Origin of the sequence: Streptomyces phaeochromogenes (assembly GCF_001418655.1) — a bacterium.
Lineage (GTDB): Bacteria > Actinomycetota > Actinomycetes > Streptomycetales > Streptomycetaceae > Streptomyces > Streptomyces phaeochromogenes.
In genome coordinates, this window is the sequence record NZ_LIQZ01000044.1 from 23,670 (window position 1) to 40,242 (window position 16,573).

Annotated in this window: 17 protein-coding genes; 3 read left to right on the forward strand and 14 right to left on the reverse strand. The window is 70.4% G+C overall.

The annotated features are described in order from the left end of the window. The first annotated feature begins 2 nt into the window (after positions 1 to 2). Positions 3 to 1,313 carry a metal-dependent hydrolase family protein gene (locus AOK17_RS06525; protein ID WP_055611353.1) on the forward strand — a complete coding sequence of 437 codons (1,311 nt, stop codon included), beginning with the start codon at positions 3 to 5 and terminating at the stop codon, positions 1,311 to 1,313. Further along, entirely contained in the window at positions 1,313 to 2,884 is a 1,572-nt protein-coding gene (locus tag AOK17_RS06530) for an AbgT family transporter (RefSeq protein WP_055611354.1), read from the forward strand. Before AOK17_RS06525 ends, AOK17_RS06530 begins: the two co-directional genes overlap by 1 nt. A gap of 140 nt (positions 2,885 to 3,024) precedes the next feature. On the opposite strand, the gene AOK17_RS06535 is transcribed toward AOK17_RS06530, so the two are convergent. From AOK17_RS06535 to AOK17_RS06565, 7 genes are all read right to left on the reverse strand, one after another. Then, positions 3,025 to 3,819 carry an alpha/beta fold hydrolase gene (locus tag AOK17_RS06535; RefSeq protein ID WP_055611355.1) on the reverse strand — a complete coding sequence of 265 codons (795 nt, stop codon included), beginning with the start codon at positions 3,817 to 3,819 and terminating at the stop codon, positions 3,025 to 3,027. Continuing rightward, entirely contained in the window at positions 3,816 to 4,859 is a 1,044-nt protein-coding gene (locus AOK17_RS06540; RefSeq protein ID WP_055611408.1) for an LLM class flavin-dependent oxidoreductase, read from the reverse strand. The genes AOK17_RS06535 and AOK17_RS06540 overlap by 4 nt, the downstream gene beginning before the upstream one ends. A gap of 143 nt (positions 4,860 to 5,002) precedes the next feature. Further along, positions 5,003 to 6,019, reverse strand: a complete 1,017-nt coding sequence (gene dmpG / locus AOK17_RS06545; protein WP_055611356.1) for a 4-hydroxy-2-oxovalerate aldolase — start codon at positions 6,017 to 6,019, stop codon at positions 5,003 to 5,005. Then, positions 6,016 to 6,957, reverse strand: a complete 942-nt coding sequence (locus AOK17_RS06550) for an acetaldehyde dehydrogenase (acetylating) (RefSeq protein WP_055611357.1) — start codon at positions 6,955 to 6,957, stop codon at positions 6,016 to 6,018. The genes dmpG and AOK17_RS06550 overlap by 4 nt, the downstream gene beginning before the upstream one ends. Continuing rightward, positions 6,954 to 7,760 (reverse strand): 2-keto-4-pentenoate hydratase, encoded by an 807-nt coding sequence (gene mhpD / locus AOK17_RS06555; protein ID WP_079052832.1) that lies wholly within the window; start codon positions 7,758 to 7,760, stop codon positions 6,954 to 6,956. The genes AOK17_RS06550 and mhpD overlap by 4 nt, the downstream gene beginning before the upstream one ends. Further along, positions 7,757 to 8,092: a ferredoxin gene (fdxA, locus tag AOK17_RS06560; RefSeq protein WP_055611359.1), complete on the reverse strand. Its 336-nt coding sequence runs from the start codon at positions 8,090 to 8,092 to the stop codon at positions 7,757 to 7,759. The genes mhpD and fdxA overlap by 4 nt, the downstream gene beginning before the upstream one ends. Position 8,093: 1 nt before the next feature. Beyond that, the gene (locus tag AOK17_RS06565; RefSeq protein ID WP_206190690.1) at positions 8,094 to 9,116 is read right to left on the reverse strand and encodes an NAD(P)/FAD-dependent oxidoreductase; all 1,023 of its coding nucleotides are present in this window, start codon (positions 9,114 to 9,116) and stop codon (positions 8,094 to 8,096) included. A gap of 140 nt (positions 9,117 to 9,256) precedes the next feature. On the opposite strand from AOK17_RS06565, the gene AOK17_RS06570 reads away from it, so the two are divergent. Next, positions 9,257 to 10,234, forward strand: a complete 978-nt coding sequence (locus tag AOK17_RS06570; RefSeq protein ID WP_055611361.1) for an ABC transporter substrate-binding protein — start codon at positions 9,257 to 9,259, stop codon at positions 10,232 to 10,234. On the opposite strand, the gene AOK17_RS06575 is transcribed toward AOK17_RS06570, so the two are convergent. From AOK17_RS06575 to AOK17_RS06605, 7 genes are all read right to left on the reverse strand, one after another. After that, positions 10,203 to 10,628 (reverse strand): hotdog family protein, encoded by a 426-nt coding sequence (locus tag AOK17_RS06575; RefSeq protein ID WP_055611362.1) that lies wholly within the window; start codon positions 10,626 to 10,628, stop codon positions 10,203 to 10,205. The two genes, AOK17_RS06570 and AOK17_RS06575, sit on opposite strands and share 32 nt — an antisense overlap. Beyond that, complete coding sequence (locus AOK17_RS06580; RefSeq protein WP_055611363.1) at positions 10,625 to 11,146, reverse strand: FAS1-like dehydratase domain-containing protein; 522 nt, start codon at positions 11,144 to 11,146, stop codon at positions 10,625 to 10,627. The genes AOK17_RS06575 and AOK17_RS06580 overlap by 4 nt, the downstream gene beginning before the upstream one ends. Next, positions 11,143 to 11,955 carry an IclR family transcriptional regulator gene (locus AOK17_RS06585; protein WP_055611364.1) on the reverse strand — a complete coding sequence of 271 codons (813 nt, stop codon included), beginning with the start codon at positions 11,953 to 11,955 and terminating at the stop codon, positions 11,143 to 11,145. Before AOK17_RS06585 ends, AOK17_RS06580 begins: the two co-directional genes overlap by 4 nt. A gap of 10 nt (positions 11,956 to 11,965) precedes the next feature. Next, the gene (locus AOK17_RS06590) at positions 11,966 to 12,826 is read right to left on the reverse strand and encodes an alpha/beta fold hydrolase (protein WP_055611365.1); all 861 of its coding nucleotides are present in this window, start codon (positions 12,824 to 12,826) and stop codon (positions 11,966 to 11,968) included. Next, on the reverse strand, positions 12,823 to 13,779 hold the full coding sequence (locus AOK17_RS06595; protein WP_055611366.1) for a DODA-type extradiol aromatic ring-opening family dioxygenase: 957 nt from the start codon (positions 13,777 to 13,779) through the stop codon (positions 12,823 to 12,825). Before AOK17_RS06595 ends, AOK17_RS06590 begins: the two co-directional genes overlap by 4 nt. After that, positions 13,776 to 15,125, reverse strand: coding sequence for a M20 family metallopeptidase (locus AOK17_RS06600; RefSeq protein ID WP_055611409.1), 1,350 nt, complete (start codon positions 15,123 to 15,125; stop codon positions 13,776 to 13,778). The genes AOK17_RS06595 and AOK17_RS06600 overlap by 4 nt, the downstream gene beginning before the upstream one ends. A gap of 151 nt (positions 15,126 to 15,276) precedes the next feature. Beyond that, positions 15,277 to 16,482 carry a Rieske 2Fe-2S domain-containing protein gene (locus AOK17_RS06605; RefSeq protein ID WP_055611367.1) on the reverse strand — a complete coding sequence of 402 codons (1,206 nt, stop codon included), beginning with the start codon at positions 16,480 to 16,482 and terminating at the stop codon, positions 15,277 to 15,279. Positions 16,483 to 16,573: the final 91 nt, after the last annotated feature.

The following is a 16,573-nucleotide window of genomic DNA, read 5'->3' on the forward strand; positions in this document are numbered from 1 at the left end:
CTATGACCCCCGCCACGCCCCCGGAGACCACGCGGACCGCCCTGCGGATCCACAACGCCCGGCTCATCGACGGCACCGGCTCGTCCCCGGTGGACGACGCCGTCGTCACCATCGATGCCCAGGGCACCATCACCTACGCCGGACCGGCCGCGACCGAACCCCCGGCCGCCACCGACTCGTCGGTGCGTGTCGTGGACGCCGGTGGACGCACCGTACTGCCCGGCTTCTTCGACTGCCACGTCCACCTCGCCTACGCGCAGGGCTCGCCGCCCAGCCGCCGCGCGGAGCTCGACCCGGTCCTGGTCACCCTGGACACGGCCGCGCGGCTGCGCCAGACCCTCGACGCCGGAATCACCACCGCCCGCGATCTGGGCGGTCTGTCGGCGGGCTACCGCACGGCCGTCGAGACCGGACGGACGGTGGGCCCGCGCCTGCACACGGCCGTCCGCATCATCAGTCACACCGGCGGTCACGCCGACGTGCGCATGCCCGACGGCACCGATCTGAGCGCCGGGATGTCCGAGATCGCCGACAGCACCGACGCGGCCAGGCTCGCGGTGCGCCGGGTCCTGCGCGACGGCGCCGACCTGGTGAAGGTCTGCGCCACGGGCGGCATGGGCAGCCCCTACGACGACCCCGACGACGAAGGCCTGCTGGAGGAGGAGATCCGCGCGGTCGTGGACGAGGCCGGGCGGCACGGCGGCAAGCCGGTCGCGGCCCACGCCCAGGGCAACGCGGGCATCCTCACCGCGATCCGCGGCGGGGTCACCAGCATCGAGCACGGCTACGGTCTGGACGACCGGGCGCTGGACATGGCGGGCGAACGCGGCGTCTTCGTCGTACCGACGCTGTCCACCGTGTACGCGGGCATCAACAAGGACACGATGCCGGACTACCACTACCAGAAGAAGGTCCGCTGGTCCGGCACCACGAAGGAGAACATCGCGCGGGCCATCGAGTACGGTGCCCGCATCGCGCTGGGCACCGACGCGGCGGTCGGCCCGCACGGCGTGAACCTGATGGAACTCAGCTATCTGGTGGACCTCGGTATGGACCCCATGGCCGCCATCGTCGCCGGCACCCGCACCTCCGCCGAGCTCCTCGGCCTTGCCGACTGGCTCGGCACTCTCACCGCCGGCCACACCGCGGACCTGGTCCTCTGCGACGGCGATCCGCTCCAGGACATCGGCGTCCTCGGCGACCCGGCGAACATCGTGTGCGTCGTCCAGGACGGCGTCGTCCGCAAGGACCTCCTGAACCTCCCGGCCGCGGCCCCGGCCACCGACACCCTCACCACCGGAAGGCGGCCCTGATGTCCTCACAGACCGACCTCCCCGCACCACCGACCAAATCCCCGGACACCGGGAGAGCCACCCCTCTCGACCGGGTGCTCTCGCTCATCGAGCGGGCCGGGAACGCCCTGCCCAACCCGGTCGTGCTGTTCTCCGTGCTGTTCCTGCTCCTCGCCGGCGCCTCCACCGCGCTCGACCTGGGCGGCGTGTCCGTCAAGGTCCCCGGCAGCGACGAGACCAAGCACATCACCGGCCTCCTCACCGGCGACGGCGTGAAATGGCTGGTCGAGAACCTCGTCGTCAACTTCGCCACCTTCCCCCCGATCGGCGCCGTCCTGGTGCTGATCATGGTGGTGGGGCTCTGCGAGAAGACCGGCCTGCTGGAAACCCTGATGCGGGCGACCCTCGCCAGGGTGCCCCGCGCGGTGCTGCCGTACGCGGTGGCGCTCATCGCGAGCCAGGCGCACATGATGAGCGACGTCGCCTGCATCGTGCTGCCCCCGCTGGCCGCGCTGGTCTTCAAGAGCGCCGGACGCCACCCCGTCGCAGGCCTCATCGGCGGCTTCGCCTGTGTGACCGCCGGCTACGCGGCCGGGTTCACCGTCGGCTCCCTCGACGCCCTGTACGTCGGCATCACCCAGCAGGCCGCCGCGGTGCTGCCGGCCGGTGACGGCCTCGACATCCATCTGCTCATCAACTACTTCTTCACGGCCGCGAGCAGCCTCGTACTGGCCGCGGTGGGCGGATTCCTCATCAGCCGCGTCCTCGAACCCCGGCTCGGCGCCTACGAGCCCGCCGGCGAGGAGTCCGAGGACCGCGACCTCACGCTCACGCCGGTCCAGCGCCGGGCGCTGTTGCGCACCGCGCTGGTCGTCATCGTCTACCTGGCCGGCGTGCTCTCCCTGTGGCTGCCGGAAGGCGCGCCGCTGCGCGGCGAGGGCGGGGCCTTCGTGCCCTCGCCGCTGCTCTCCGGCATCGTCCCCGTCCTGTTCGGCGCCTTCCTGCTGGCCGGACTGACGTACGGCTTCAGCGTGAAGCAGCTGACCAAGGCCGAGGACGTGACCAACGCCGTCACCGAGTCGGTGAAGACCATGTCCGGCTACCTCGTGATGATGTTCGTCGCCGCCCAGGTCATCGCCCTCTTCACCTGGTCGAACGTCGGTGTGCTGCTGGCGGTGAAGGGCGCCGCGCTCTTCGACTCGATGGGCGTGACCGGCTTCTGGGCGATCCTGGTGTTCGTTCTGCTGGTCTCCTGTCTCAACCTGTTCATCCTCTCCGGCTCGGCCCTGTGGTCCCTGGTCGGCCCGGTCTTCGTCCCCGCGTTCATGCTGATGGGGATGAGCCCGGCGCTCACCCAGGCCGCCTTCCGGATCGGTGACTCGGCGACCGGCGTGATCACCCCGATGAACCCCTACGTGTTCCTGATCCTGGCGATGCTCCGCCAGTACGAGCCCGACGCCAAGCTCGGCACGCTCATCTCCCGGCTCGCCATCTTCGTGGTGCCGTTCATGCTGGTGTGGCTGGCGATCCTGGGCGTCTTCTACGGCTTCGACCTGCCGCTCGGACCCGGCGCCGACATCGGTCTGAAGTGACCCCCGAACACAACAGGCCGACTCCACCGGTGAGATCCGGTGGAGTCGGCCATGTGCCGTCGGCTCGCGCGGCGCGGCGCAGAAGGACGATGACGGCACAGAAGGTTCTCGTACGCCGTCCCGCCCCGCGCCGCCTTGCCTCAGCCGCGAGCCGTCCATTCCAGCACGACCTTCGCGAACTCCTCGGGCAACTGCTCGGGTACGGGGACATGGCCGCCGGAGAGAACCCGGGTCTCGCACCCGAGGGCCGCGGCGAACTTCGCCAGGCCGGGCAGCGAATAGTGGTCCCCCGGGGCGCAGACGGCGAGCGTACGGGCCGTGATGTCCGGCAGCCGCCGGTCCATGCCGTACCGCCGGACCGCTTCGTGTCCCTCCTCCACCCGGTCGAGCACGGTCAGAGCGTCGACCATGAACCGGTTCAGGGCGGCCTCCTGGCCTTCCTCGTAGAAGCCGCGGCGCCGGTTCCACAGCTCCAGCAGGTGTGAGCCGTCCGGCTTGGGGACGACGTGGTCGACGGGCTTGCGCTCGGCCGCCGTACGACGCTTCTCGTCGTCGATGAAGGGCGTGGCCGAGAGCAGCACACTGGCGACCCGGTCCTGGTAGCGGGCCGCGAGCTCCACCGCGACGACTCCGCCCGTGTGGTGCCCGACCAGATGGAAGCGCTCCAGACCCAGGGCTTCGACGAGTGCTCCGGCGGCGTCGGCGAAAAGCTCGATGGAGTGCGGTCCCGCCGGTTTCGCGGAGGCGCCGAAGCCCAGGGTGTCCATGGCGATGGCCCGGTGCGCCGTGCCGACCAGGGGCAGCACATCGAGGTACTCGGTCCAGGAGCGCGGGGTCTGGTGGAGCAGCAGGACGGGCTCGCCGGTGCCGCACTCCACATAGTGCAACTGCCCGAAGGGGCTCGGTACGTAGCCTCGTCGCAGGGGGTCCGTCATCTGGGGTGCGCCTTTCCGTGATTGGAGGGGGAGAGGGCCGGCAGTACGGACTCGCCGATGGCCTCGATGAGTTCGGTGGGCGGGTGGTAAGAGCCGACGTGCTGGAGCAGGACGCCGGTGACCCCGTCGGCGTGCAGGGCCTGGAGGCGTTCCGCGATCCGGGCCGGGGTGCCGAAGAGGCAGAACTCCTCGGCGAAGCGGAGCGCGTTCTCGTCGCTGATCCAGGCCGAGCAGATCTCGACGGCCCTGGGCCAGTCCTCGGCGTGCACCAGGTCCGGGTAGATCCCCTCGACGTGTGCCGGCACGTCGACGTCGATCCCCGCCAGGGCGAGGAACGACGCGCCGCCGTTCTGGGCGATCGACGCGCAGATCGGCTTGAGGAGTTGTGCCTCGGCTGCGATGTCGTCCGTGACCGCGCAGAACGCCGACACGGTCAGCGGTATCCCGTCGGCCGCGCGGCCCGCAGTCTCGGCGCCTTCCCGGACCCGGGCGGTGGCGGTCGCGAGAGTGGTCGGCGAGATGCCGCTGAGGAGGATCACACCGTCGGCGATCTCACCGGCGAGCCGCAGGTTCCTGGGTCCGCTCGCGGCGAGGTGGAGCGGTACGCCGGGCCCGGGGTCGCGCAGCCGCGAGCGGACCTTGCCCTCGAACTCCCACTCCTCGCCGTCCAGCAGGGCGCGCAGCAGGCCGAGGCCCTCGCGCATCTCCGCCGAGGTGGTCTGCCGAAGGCCGACTGGACCGACCGAGCTGTTGCCCACGCCGAGACCGAGCTTGAACCTGCCGGGCGCGAGTTCGGCCACGCTGCGGGCGGCCGACGCGACGACGGCCGGGTGCCTCGTCGCCAGGTTGGTGACCGCGGTGCCGAGGCCGATGCGCTCGGTGCCCAGGGCTGCGGCGGTCAGGGTGGTGAACACGTCGCGCCACAGCAGCTGGGAGTCGGGGAACCAGGCGTCGTCGAAGCGGAGGGATTCCGCGCGGCGGACTGTTTCGACCACGTGGTCGGCTCGGTCGCACGGGGGGATGCGGATGCCTATGCGCAGCGGGGGTCGGTTGGCGCTCGTTGCGTTCTGCGGTGGCGTCGGCTGCGCCGAGGGCTCCGCCGGAAGGGTTGTTCGATGACTGCGGGTCGGCTGTTGCTGGGCGCGCGGTTCCCCGCGCCCCTTACGGGGCGCACCTCCAGCGGTCATTTCTGCAGCCCCCTTGCCGTCAGGTCCAGAGCCACGTCCGTGATCATGTCCTCCTGGCCGCCTACCATTCGGCGGCGGCCGACCTCCACGAGGATGGCTCGGGTGTCCAGGCCGTGGCGGGTGGCCGCGGTCTCGGCGTGGCGCAGGAAGCTGGAGTAGACGCCCGCGTAGCCGAGGCTGAGGGTCTCGCGGTCGACGCGTACCGGCCTGTCCTGGAGCGGGCGGACGAGATCGTCGGCCGCGTCCATGAGCGGGAAGAGGTCGCAGCCGTGCTCCCAGCCCATCAGGTCGGCCACCGCGACGAACGCCTCCAGGGGGCAGTTGCCGGCCCCGGCACCCTGTCCGGCGAGCGAGGCGTCGACGCGCGTGACGCCGTTCTCCACGGCCACCACGCTGTTGGCGACGCCGAGGCCGAGGTTGTGGTGGGCGTGGATGCCCAGCTCGGTGTCGGGCGAGAGGACGTCGCGGTAGGCGCGGAAGCGGTCGCGGACGCCGTCCATGGTGAGACGGCCGCCGGAGTCGGTGACGTACACGCAGTGCGCGCCGTACGACTCCATCAGCTTGGCCTGGCCGGCCAGTTCGGCCGGTTCGGCCATGTGGGACATCATCAGGAACCCGGCGACGTCCATGCCCAGCTCGCGCGCGGCGGCGATGTGCTGGGCGGAGATGTCGGCCTCGGTGCAGTGGGTGGCGACCCGAACCGAGCGGATGCCCAGGGAATGGGCCTGTTTGAGGTCGTGGACGGTGCCGATGCCGGGCAGCAGGAGGGTGGTCGGGATCGCCCGGTGTACGGCGCCGACGACCGCCTCGATCCACTCCCAGTCGGTGTGCGCGCCCACTCCGTAGGTGATGCTGGAGCCCGCGAGTCCGTCGCCGTGGGAGACCTCGATGGCCGTGACTCCGGCCGCGTCGAGGGCTGCGGCGATGGTGCGGGCCTGGTCGACGGTGTAGCGGTGGCGGATGGCGTGCATGCCGTCCCGCAGGGTCACGTCCTGCACATACAGGGCGGTCACTTGGTTGCCTCCGCACTCTGGTGGGCGGCCAGGCGTTCCGCGGTGCGCAGCGCGGCCGAGGTCATGATGTCGAGATTGCCCGCGTAGGCGGGCAGGTAGTGGGCGGCGCCCTCGACCTCCAGGAACACCGACACCTTCAGAGGTGTGGCGCCGGCGGGCACGAGCGTGCGCAGCGGGTCGTCGGTGCCGACCTGCTCGAACTGGACCTTCTGCTTCAGGCGATAGCCCGGCACGTATGCCTGTACGCGGCCGACCATCTCCTCGACCGACGCGGTCACCGCCTGCTCGTCGCATGCGGAGACCAGGCAGTGCACGGTGTCCCGCATGATCAGCGGCGGTTCGGCCGGGTTGAGGACGATGATCGCCTTGCCGCGGGCCGCGCCGCCGACCTTCTCGATCGCGGAGGCGGTGGTCTCGGTGAACTCGTCGATGTTGGCTCGGGTGCCCGGACCGGCCGACCTGGCGGCTATGGAGGAGACGATCTCCGCGTAGTGGACGGGGGTCACGGCCGAGACGGCGGCGACGATCGGGATCGTGGCCTGTCCGCCGCAGGTGACCATGTTGACGTTCGTGCTGTCGAGATGGGCGTCGGCGTTGACCGGCGGCACCACGTACGGGCCGAGCGCGGCCGGCGTGAGGTCGACGACCGTGCGGCCGAGACCCCGCAGCACCTGGTCGTGGCGGCGGTGGGCGCCCGCCGAGGTGGCGTCGAAGACGATACGGACGTCGGCGAACTCGTCGAGAGCGACCAGGCCGTCGACACCCTCGTGCGTGGTGGCGACCTTCAGCCGGCGGGCGCGGGCAAGGCCGTCCGACTCCGGGTCGATGCCCGCCATCGCCGCGATCTCCAACTCCTCGGACAACCGCAGCACCTTGATCATGAGGTCGGTGCCGATGTTCCCGGAGCCGATGACGGCCACCTTCGTACGGGTGCTCATGACCTGTCTCCCTCCGTCGTGAACTCCGCCGCGAACTCCACTGTCACCCGGCCGAGTCGGCTGATGCGTGCCTCGAACCGGTCACCCGGGGCGGCGACCGCCATCGGACCGAGGGCTCCGGTGAGCACGACGTCCCCGGCCCGCAGCGGATCGCCCATGGCGGCCAGGGTGGAGGCGAGCCAGGCCGCCGCGTTGAGCGGGCTGCCCAGACAGTCGGCGCCGGTGCCTTCGGAGACCATCTCGCCGCCCCGGGTCATCGTCATCCGCACGCCCCGCAGATCAAGTCCGTTGAGCGGTACGGGAGTTCCCCCGAGGACGAACAGGCCGCTGGAGGCGTTGTCCGCGACCGTGTCCACGAGGCTGATGTCCCAGCCGGTGATCCGGCTGTCCACGATCTCCAGCGCGGGAAGTGCGAAGTCCGTCGCCCGCAGCACGTCGACCACCGTGCAGTCCCGGTGTGGGAGATCGGCCTTGAGGACGAGGGCCACCTCCGCCTCGACCTTCGGCTGGATGAGCCGCCCGGCCGGGACCGAGTCATGCTCCGCCACGGCCATGTCGGCGAACAGCGTCCCGAAGTCCGGTTGATCCACGCCGAGTTGGGCCTGCACGGCGGGCGAGGTCAGGCCGATCTTGCGGCCGACGATCCGGCGTCCGGCCGCCACACCGCGCTCGACGTTCACACGCTGCACGGCATAGGCGGCCTCCACGCCGGTGACGTACGTGCGTACCGGAGAGCAGGCCGTGTTCGTGCGTGCGGCCTCCCGCAGCTCGTCGGCCGCCTTGACCACCTCCGCGGCGCTCATCGTGCGCCGCCCGCGGTGGAGGCGACGAACAGCGTGTCGACGCCCACGGGACCGAGGCCGGTCGCCCCGCCGGGCGTACCCAGCGGAGCCGCACGCCCCGGCAGCGGCTCCTCGAAGAAGCGGCGGTTGTCGGCGCGGAAATCGGGGTCGGCGAGGCGGTCGACCGCGATGGCCTGTTCCGGGCAGGCCGTCTCGCAGGCGCCGCAGTCGATGCACTCCACCGGGTTGATGTAGAGCTTGCGCTCGCCCTCGTAGATGCAGTCGACCGGGCACTCCTCCATGCAGGACCGGTCCATGATGTCGACACAGGCCGACCCGATGACGTACGCCATGTCAGTTCTCCTTGTCCGTGGAGTGCCCGGGGAACAGGGCCGCCTCCGGATCGATGACGGTGGCCGCGTTGTTGACCGCGGTGGCGACCTCGCCGAAGCCCACGGCGATCAGGCGCACCTTGCCCGGGTAGTCGGTGATGTCACCGGCGGCGAACACGCGGGGCAGGTTGGTGGCCATCCGGGTGTCCACGGCGATCCGCCGCGCCCGGAGTTCCAGCCCCCAGTCCTTGAGCGGGCCGAGGTCGGCGATGAAGCCGAGAGCGGCGACGACGGTGTGTGCCGGCAGGAGCCGGGTGGCCTTCGTGGTGCGGTGCCGGACCTCGATCCGCTCGACCCGGGACGCCCCGTGCAGGACGCTCACCTCGGAGTCGGTGATGATCTCGATACCCAGGGCCTTCACCTTCTCCACCGTCGCCCGATGGGCCCGGAAGCGCTCCGTGCGGTGGACGAGCCGGACCGACCGGGCGATCGGGGCCAGCGTCGCCGCCCAGTCGAAGGCGCTGTCGCCGCCGCCGACGACCACGACGTCCTGGTCGGTGTGCTCGACCGGGTCCGGCACGAAGTAGACCTGGCCGCGGCCGAGATAGCCCTCGCCGGCGGGGAGCTGCCTGGGGGTGAAGGTCCCGACTCCGCCGGTGATCACAACTGCCCCGGCCCGCACGGCAGTTCCCTGGTCGCTGTGCACGACCGGCCGGCCGTCGGGCGCGTGGGTGATGTGGAGTGCCCGGTGTCCCAGAAGGTAGCGGGGACCGTACGGCTCTGCCTGGGCGACCAGGCTGTCGACCAGGTCGCGACCGCGCACCGCAGGGAAGCCCGCGATGTCGAAGATGGGTTTCTCGGGGTACATCGCGCTGATCTGGCCGCCGCGCTGGGGCAGGACGTCCATGACCGCGACACTGAGGCCGCGGAAGCCCGCGCAGTAGGCGCCGTACAGGCCCGACGGGCCGGCGCCGATGATCAGGATGTCGGTCTCGATCACCGACGACTCGTCCGGGGCGACCGGCTCATCAGTAGGAACGCTCATGGTCCAGGAGCGTATGGACGGGCCGACCACTGCCCAATGGAACCGGTCCGCCTGACGGGACGCACCGCTAAGCCTGACGGCCCGGCGGTGGGAGCGTGGCGCGAACACGACGCTTCCACTGTTCCAGGAGGACGAATCTCATGGATGCACTCAACGTCAGAAGGGGGCGCCTGCCGGCCGTCCTCATGACCCTTGTCCTGTCCTCCGCGTGCACGGCGGGCGCGGTGGACTCGGCGGGCGGGAAGGCGGCGGGCAAGCCCACGGTGCGTGTCGCCCTGGGAGTCGACGCCTCGTACGCCCCGTTCTATCTGGCCGAGGAACAAGGTCTGTTCGAGAAGGCGGGCCTCAACGTCGAGCTCGTGAAGACCGAAGGCGGTCCGGCGGCGACCGAGGCCGTGACGGCCGGCACCGCCCAGATCGCGGCCAACGCCGACTCCACCGCCCTCTCGCTCATGGTCGGCAGCCCCGGCCTGCGGGCGCTGGGCGTCTTCCAGTCCTCCGACCGCTATCTCAAGGTCGTCCTGCGGGACGGCATCAAATCGCCGAAACAGATAAAAACCATGGCGTCGATCGCGGGGCTCGGCCTCTACGCGACCCACTCGTACCTGCGCCACAACGGCATCGACCCGAAGTCCGTGAAGATCCTGCAGAGTTCACCGCCGGAGATCCCCGGACTGCTGGAGCAGGGCTCGATCGACGCGTACGTCCTGTTCGAGCCGTGGGCGGCGCGCGGCGACGCGGCGGGCGGACACATCGCCGGGCGCATCGGCGACTTCGGGGTGAAGTACGTGCAGTGGCTGATCGCCGACCAGAAGTGGCTCAAGGGCAACGAGGAGGTCGCCGGCAAGATCTTCAAGGTGGTGGCCGACGCGGACAAGCTCGTCACCGACGACCCCGACGCCGCGGCCAAGGCCTCCAACCAGCAGGTCAAACTGCCCGTGGCGGACACGAAGAAGGTGCTGCCCGAGATCACCTTCGCCGCTCGCGGCATCGACGACGCCGATGTCACCGAGGCCCGCAAGATCGTCGACTTCCTGCTGGCTCAGAAGCTGATCAAGAAGTCGCCGGACCTCGACACGGCTCTGCTCAAGGGCTGGTACGAGCAGCACGGCAAGTGAGGTCGACGTGCCCTGTGACGCAGGGAGCGCCGTCGTCCCGGAGCACGGAGACGTCGAGCGTCACCCGCACCCCTGAGTCGCAGGGCGCGACCGTACGCACGGTGGCGCTCCAGATGAGTGGTTCGCCGGCCACGGCGGTCGCGACGTTGCGCCAGCTCACCGACTCCAGACACGCGTCGGACCCGGCCCACTCCAGCGCGTACCGGGTCAGCGTCTGGCCGTGCAGCGTCGACTGTACGACCACGTCGGAGAAGCCCTCCGTCGCGGCGAACTCGGCGTCGTAGTGGATGAGGTGGGAGTTCCACGACACGGCACTGAACCGGAACAGCTGCACCCTGCTGTGCGTGTACCGGCGCGGTGGGCAGACATCTCCGACGGCGGCAGGGGTGTTCACGCGGAGGTTCCCTTCGGGAGGGCGTCCAGGACGACGATCGTCTCGTCCACGGCGGTCAGTTCGGTCCCGTCCGGCGAGATGAAGCGGGTGGAGAGGCCGAGGAGCACGAAGTCGCCTGACCGGCCGTGCTTCCGCTCGGCCGAGGTGACCGCACGCGACGCAGTGACCCGGGTGCCCGCGAGCGGGGCCCGGGTCAGGCGCACCGCCTGTCCGCCGTGCACCTGGCGGACCGGGAGGCCCTGAGTGCAGGGTGATTCCCTGAAGGCCAGGCCGTCCGGCTGCAGTTCCTCCTCGGCGGGCCCGTCCTCCCAGCTCATGGTCGCCGCGAGGAACAGCGGCGGAGCCTCGACCGGTTCCCCGGCCGCCTCCCGGGCCCGCGCCCGCCGCAGGTAGTCGACGTCGTCGACCACCGCCGCGTACCGGCAGAACTCCTTGACGGCCATCGTGCCGCAGTCCTCGTCCTCCCACCGGCCGATGAGGCCACGGGCCCGGGACAGCACGTCGTCCAGCGCGCTCACAGGGCGGCCCGCAGCGACCGCCCGATGCCCAGGCCCGCGGCGCGCAGCGCGCTCGCGTGTGCGGCGGCGTCCACCCGGTAGGTGGGAGCGGTGATGGACAGTGCGCCCGCCGGCGTCTCCTGCAGACCGAAGACCGGCACGGCCATGCTCATGTAGCCGAGCCGGATCTCCTCCGCCTCGGTGGCGATGCCCTGCTCCCGGATCCGCTCCAGCTGACCCCGCAGCAGGCCGGGTGAGGTGATCGTGCGGCGCGTGAACGGCTTCAGCCCGTTCCTGACCACCTCACCGAACAGGCTCGCGCGGGAGAAGGCGAGGATCGCCTTGCCGGTGGCGGTGCAGTACAGCGGGAGCCGGCCCGCCACCCGGGACTCCTCGCTCAGCCCCCGGTGCGGCAGGATCTTCTCCAGATAGACCACGTCGAGCCCGTCGTGGATCGCGAAGTGGATGGTCTCCTGCGTGGCCAGCAGAAGATCCTCCATGTACGGCTGGGCGACCTCGCGCAGGATCCGCTGCCGGTGCACCCGCTGCCCGATCTCGAACAGCCGCAGCCCGAGCCGGTAGTTGCAGCCCGCCCTCTCCAACAGCCCCCAGACGACCAGCTCCTGGCAGAGCCGGTGCACGGTTGCCTTCGCCACGCCCGTACGGCGCACCAGATCGGCGAGGGAGAGGGAACTGTCGTCGACGGTGAACGCCTCAAGGATGGGCCGGACCTTGCCGAGGACGGAGTTCATCGGGTCGGGAAAGGGAGAGGCAGGTGCGTCCGTGGACGCGGCGGGCGATACGGCGTGATCGATGGGGACGACGGTCATGGCAGGCACCTCACGACGACTCGGAGAGAAACGTCAGGCTCAGCGGGTTGTAGAGATCGGCCTTCTCGTGCTGCGGCCAGTGCCCGCACTCGTTGAAGACCTCAAGGCGGGACCCGGGAATCGCGGCGGCGATCGCCTCGGCCTCCGGGACGTCGCCGAGCGGGTTCTTGTTGCCCCAGACCACCAGCGTCGGGGCCTTGATACGCGCCATCCGGTCGGGGCGCAGCAGATTGCGCTCGCGGGCCTCCAGCTCCTGCAGCGCCAGCAGGTTGTGCAGGTTCTTCCGGAAGTCGGGGTGGTGGTAGATCTCGTAGCGCACCTGGGTCAGTTCCTCGCCCAGCTCCTCGTCCCAGTCGGCCCACAGCAGGCGCAGCCGCTCCCGGGTGTAGGAGATCTCCTCGTTGACGGTGGCGGCCCGGGTGGAGGTCTTCAGCCGCTCCATCACCGCCGGGTTGACCTTCGTACCGCCCATGCACAGCAGTTGGAGGGATGCGACCCGGTCCGGGTACTCGCTCGCCGCCCAGGACCCGACCCAGCCGCCCAGCGACTCGCCGACCAGGTGCGCGCGTTCGGCGCCCACCGCGTCCAGGTAGGCCATCAAGTGGTCGACGTACGCGGGGATTTCACCTGGGCGGTCCGGCTTGCCGGTGTAGCCGTGGCCGAGCATGTCGATGGCGTGGCAGCGGTAGCCGGCCGAGGCGTGAGCCGGGATGTTGCGGACGAACGCCTCCAGATGGCCGGTCGTACCGTGCAGGAACACCACGTGCTCGCCGTCCTCGGGGCCGGCCTGCAGGGCGCGCGTGGTGACATCGCCGGTCTCGACGTACGCATGGCGGTAGTCGATGCCCGACAGTTCGGTCCAGATACTCATGACTGCCCTTCCTTGGGGTGTGCGGGGTCGAGGACGGCGACGGCCATCCCGGTGAGCCACTCGGGCATCGGCTCGTACGCCAGCCGACGGCCGGGGACGTGGTCGAGGACGGCCGACATCAGCAGCCAAGTGCGCAGTTCCTGCGCCCCGTTGCCCGCGACCTTCTCCAGCTCCTCGGTGGAGTACGCGGTGATGTTCCGTATCTCGCCGTGCGAAACGAGGGACAGGAACTCTTCGTCGAACTCCGGGTTGAGCGAGGCCTCGGCGGCCCGGATGATCTCGCGGCGCCTGACGTCGTAGTCCTGCCAGTTCTCCCGGCCGTTCAGCCAGGCGCCGACCATGAACTCCTCGTCGTCGCCGTGCGGTTCACGCCAGTCCGGCCAGGGCAGCCGGTGTGAGAGCCCGCCCGAACCGACCACCGCGACCCGGCGGTCCTCCGGGAAGGCCAGGACGGCTTCCCGGATCGCGCGGCCCAGTTCCTCGCAGCGCGTGAGCGTGGGCAGGGGAGGGGCGAAGACGTTCACGACGATGGGTACGAGTTCCACGTCCAGGCCCTCCAGGAGGTACTGGATGGCGTGCGACTGGCCGTGGTCGATCTGCAGCCGGGCAGAGAAGGCGGGATCGAAACCGCCCTGCTCCACAAGGGAGTTGGCGATGTGCCGGGCCAGCGGGATATCGACCGGCTGCGGACCTTTGGGGGTGCCGGACTCGCCGCTGGCGACGCACTCGCCGACGCCGATGGTGAAGGCGGGGATCAGGTCGAGCCAGAAACCCCGGAAGTGGTTGGAGCCGACGAGGATCACGGTGTCGGGGCGGGCCGCGACGAGCGCCTCGCGCGCCTCGGCGAGCGCGTCACGGAACCGCTCGGCACGGTCCTTGAGGAAGGTCTCCTCCCAGTGGGTGTTCATCAGCGTGCTGTGCGACGCGCCCACACCCAGGACGATCTCGCTCATGCGGGTTCTCCTTCCAACTCCAGTTCCAGCTCCGCGCGGGACCGGGTGACGGTGTCGACGGCCGTACGGATCAGATGGCGTGTCAGCCTCTCCATGGCCCGTACGGAGACGGAGTTCATGCCGCGCGCGAAGTCGATGTCGAACGGGGCATCCGTGACCTTCGGCATGCCGACCCGCACGGTGGGGATGCCGCGTCCGCGCAGGATGTTGGCGTCCGTGGCGCCGCTGTTGCCCCGTACGACCTCGTGCTGACGCCCTTCGAATGCCTCCCACGCGGCCGTCGCGCTGCGGCGGATCCAGCTGTCCGGATCGGTTCGGGTGCCGGGGACGGCCAGGACCATCTCGGCCGTGACGTCGAGCCCGGGCGTCCTGGCGCGGATGGCGTCCAGGGCGGCGGCGAACTCCCGCTTGGCCCGCATGGGCGTGGTGTCGGGGCCGATGCGCAGGTCCACCATGAGCGTGCAGGACGCGGGGGTCACCGCCGCCATGCGCGGCCAGCCGCCGCGTACGGAAGCGACGATGCCCTGCGGTGCGACCGTTCCTCCGGTGTGGCGCCCGGCGTACTCGACGAACCACTCCTCCAGTTGCCGGGTGACCTCACCGGCGCGGGTGATCGCGTTGTCGTACGGGAGCCGGTGGCGCGAGCCGACATAGGTGTGCGTGCCGCGGACGGTGACCTCGAACCACACGAGGCCGACCTCTTCCCAGGAGACCGTCCAGCCGGGCTTGGCGATGACCGCGTAGTCGGTCCACACGCCCTGTTCCAGGAGGAACGAACAGCCCACTCCCTGACCGGTGTTGAGCCTCGGCGTGCCCGGCCGCGCGTTGGTGGGCATGCCGCCCGCGCCGAACGCCGCCACCAGGTCGCCCGTGAGCGGGATGCCGGCCAGCGTGATCGCCTCGGCGGCCATCATCACGCAGGCGGCGTGCCCCTTCGGGTTGGAGGCTCCCAGGCCGACGACCAGGTCGTCGTACACGGTGGCCCGCGGGCGCATGTCGTCCCGCAGTTCCGGGCCGATCCAGGGCAGGTCCTCGCTCTCCTCGCCCACGGTCAGGGTGTCGACCGGCGCGTACAGCATGAGATCGGGGCCCGTGCCGTCGCCTTCGAGGCGGGCCCAGGCGTTGGCCTGCCGGTCGTCGAGGGGCTGGACCGAGGCCCGGCAGCCGACGGCCGTGAGGGTGGCGGCGATGTGTTCGGCGAGCGGGGCCTCGTCCCCCGTGGGGCTGGGGATGTCGACGAGTCCGATGATGAGGTCGCGCAGCCGGTCGCCGGTGACGTGCCGCCAGGCGTCCTCGACCCAGCCGCGCCGCCGGTCGTCGAGGCCCCCCAGCCCGTCGGCGGTCAACGGCCGCTCCGTACCGGCGAGTTCGGCGGGGCTCACTGGTTGATCCTGTGGACCTGGGTCATGGTGGTGCGCTCGAAGCGTTTCTTCGCGAGCGGAAGCCCGATCGCGATCCCGGCCCCGATCAGCAGCGTCAGCAGCGTGCGGCCCATGGTCAGGCCTCCTTCTCGTGGGTTCCGGCGCCGGCCAGCTTCTTGCCGTACTCCTCCTCGCTGAGGTTCCGCCAGGCGGTCAGCGAGATGTCGGGCCGGTAGAGCTTCTCCGGGGGCGCGTCGGTGATGTCGACCATCCAGGCGTCCTGGCCGGAGAACTGGCCGTGGAACAGCCAGCGGATCGCGCCCAGGTACTTGCCGTAGAAGCGCAGGGTGTCCCAGCCCTCGGTGAAGTTGACCATCACGCCGACGTAGCGGTGGTTGTCCTCGTCGACCGGGACGTAGAACTCGTAGTGGATGAAGTTCGGGTAGGCGATGCGCAGCACGCCCGGCATGGACAGGGACGCGAAGCCGGGGAACTCCTGGGCCTCGATCGTCGGGTTGATCTTGTCGGCCTTGCCGGTGTTGCCGATGTTGAAGGTTTCCTTCGGCGGCTGGAACTTCCACCAGCGTTTGTTGGTCCAGTGGCCCACCCCGGGGAAGTCGGCCTCCCAGTGGACGTCGTCCTGCACCCGGAAGATCCAGCGGCCCTTCGGCACGATCCGGGTGATGTTCCAGGTCGGCATGGGCTTGAACAGGCGCCAGAGTGCCGTGCGGTGAAGGTATTTGGCGTGTCCTTCGTCGAAGCCGTTCTCGCAGGCGAAGCGCCAGTTGCCGCCGCGCGGGTCGATCCGGCCGCCCATCACGAAGGCGTTGGAGACGAGTTCCTCCGGCAGCTGCGAGTCGATCGGGTGCGGTTCCTCGTCGGCGAGGGGGATGTAGACCCACACCATGCCGAGCCGCTCCTCGACCGCGTACGTGCGCACCGAGACCTTGCCGGTCAGCCGGCAGCCGGGTCCGTCGGTGATGACCGCGGCCAGCTTCCCGGTCGGCAGGTCGAAGGTCCAGCCGTGGTACGGGCAGCTCACCGTGCCGGGGAACTGCTGGTCGCCCTCGGAGAGCGGAACCCCGCGGTGCGGGCAGCGGTTGTGCAGCGCGTACGCCGTGCCGCCGTCCCGTATGAGGGTGATCTTCTCGCCGCAGATGGTGAACGGGAGCGGTTTGTCCGTGATCTGGCTGGACCAGGTGACCGGATACCAGTAGCCGCGGAAACCCGCTCCGGCCGCGTCGTAGTGGGGCCACGACTTCCAGTCCTGCCGGCCGGGCTCTGCCGGTCTGCGGCGGCTCCGGACAGGGGGTGGTGCGTCGGGCGAGTCCTCGACCGTCATCGTGCGTGTCCTCCTGCTGCCGGGTGAACGGTGATTGCGAGCATGCGCGGACCGGCCGATCCGCCCAAGGGACCTGTCCCGCTGAGCAGAC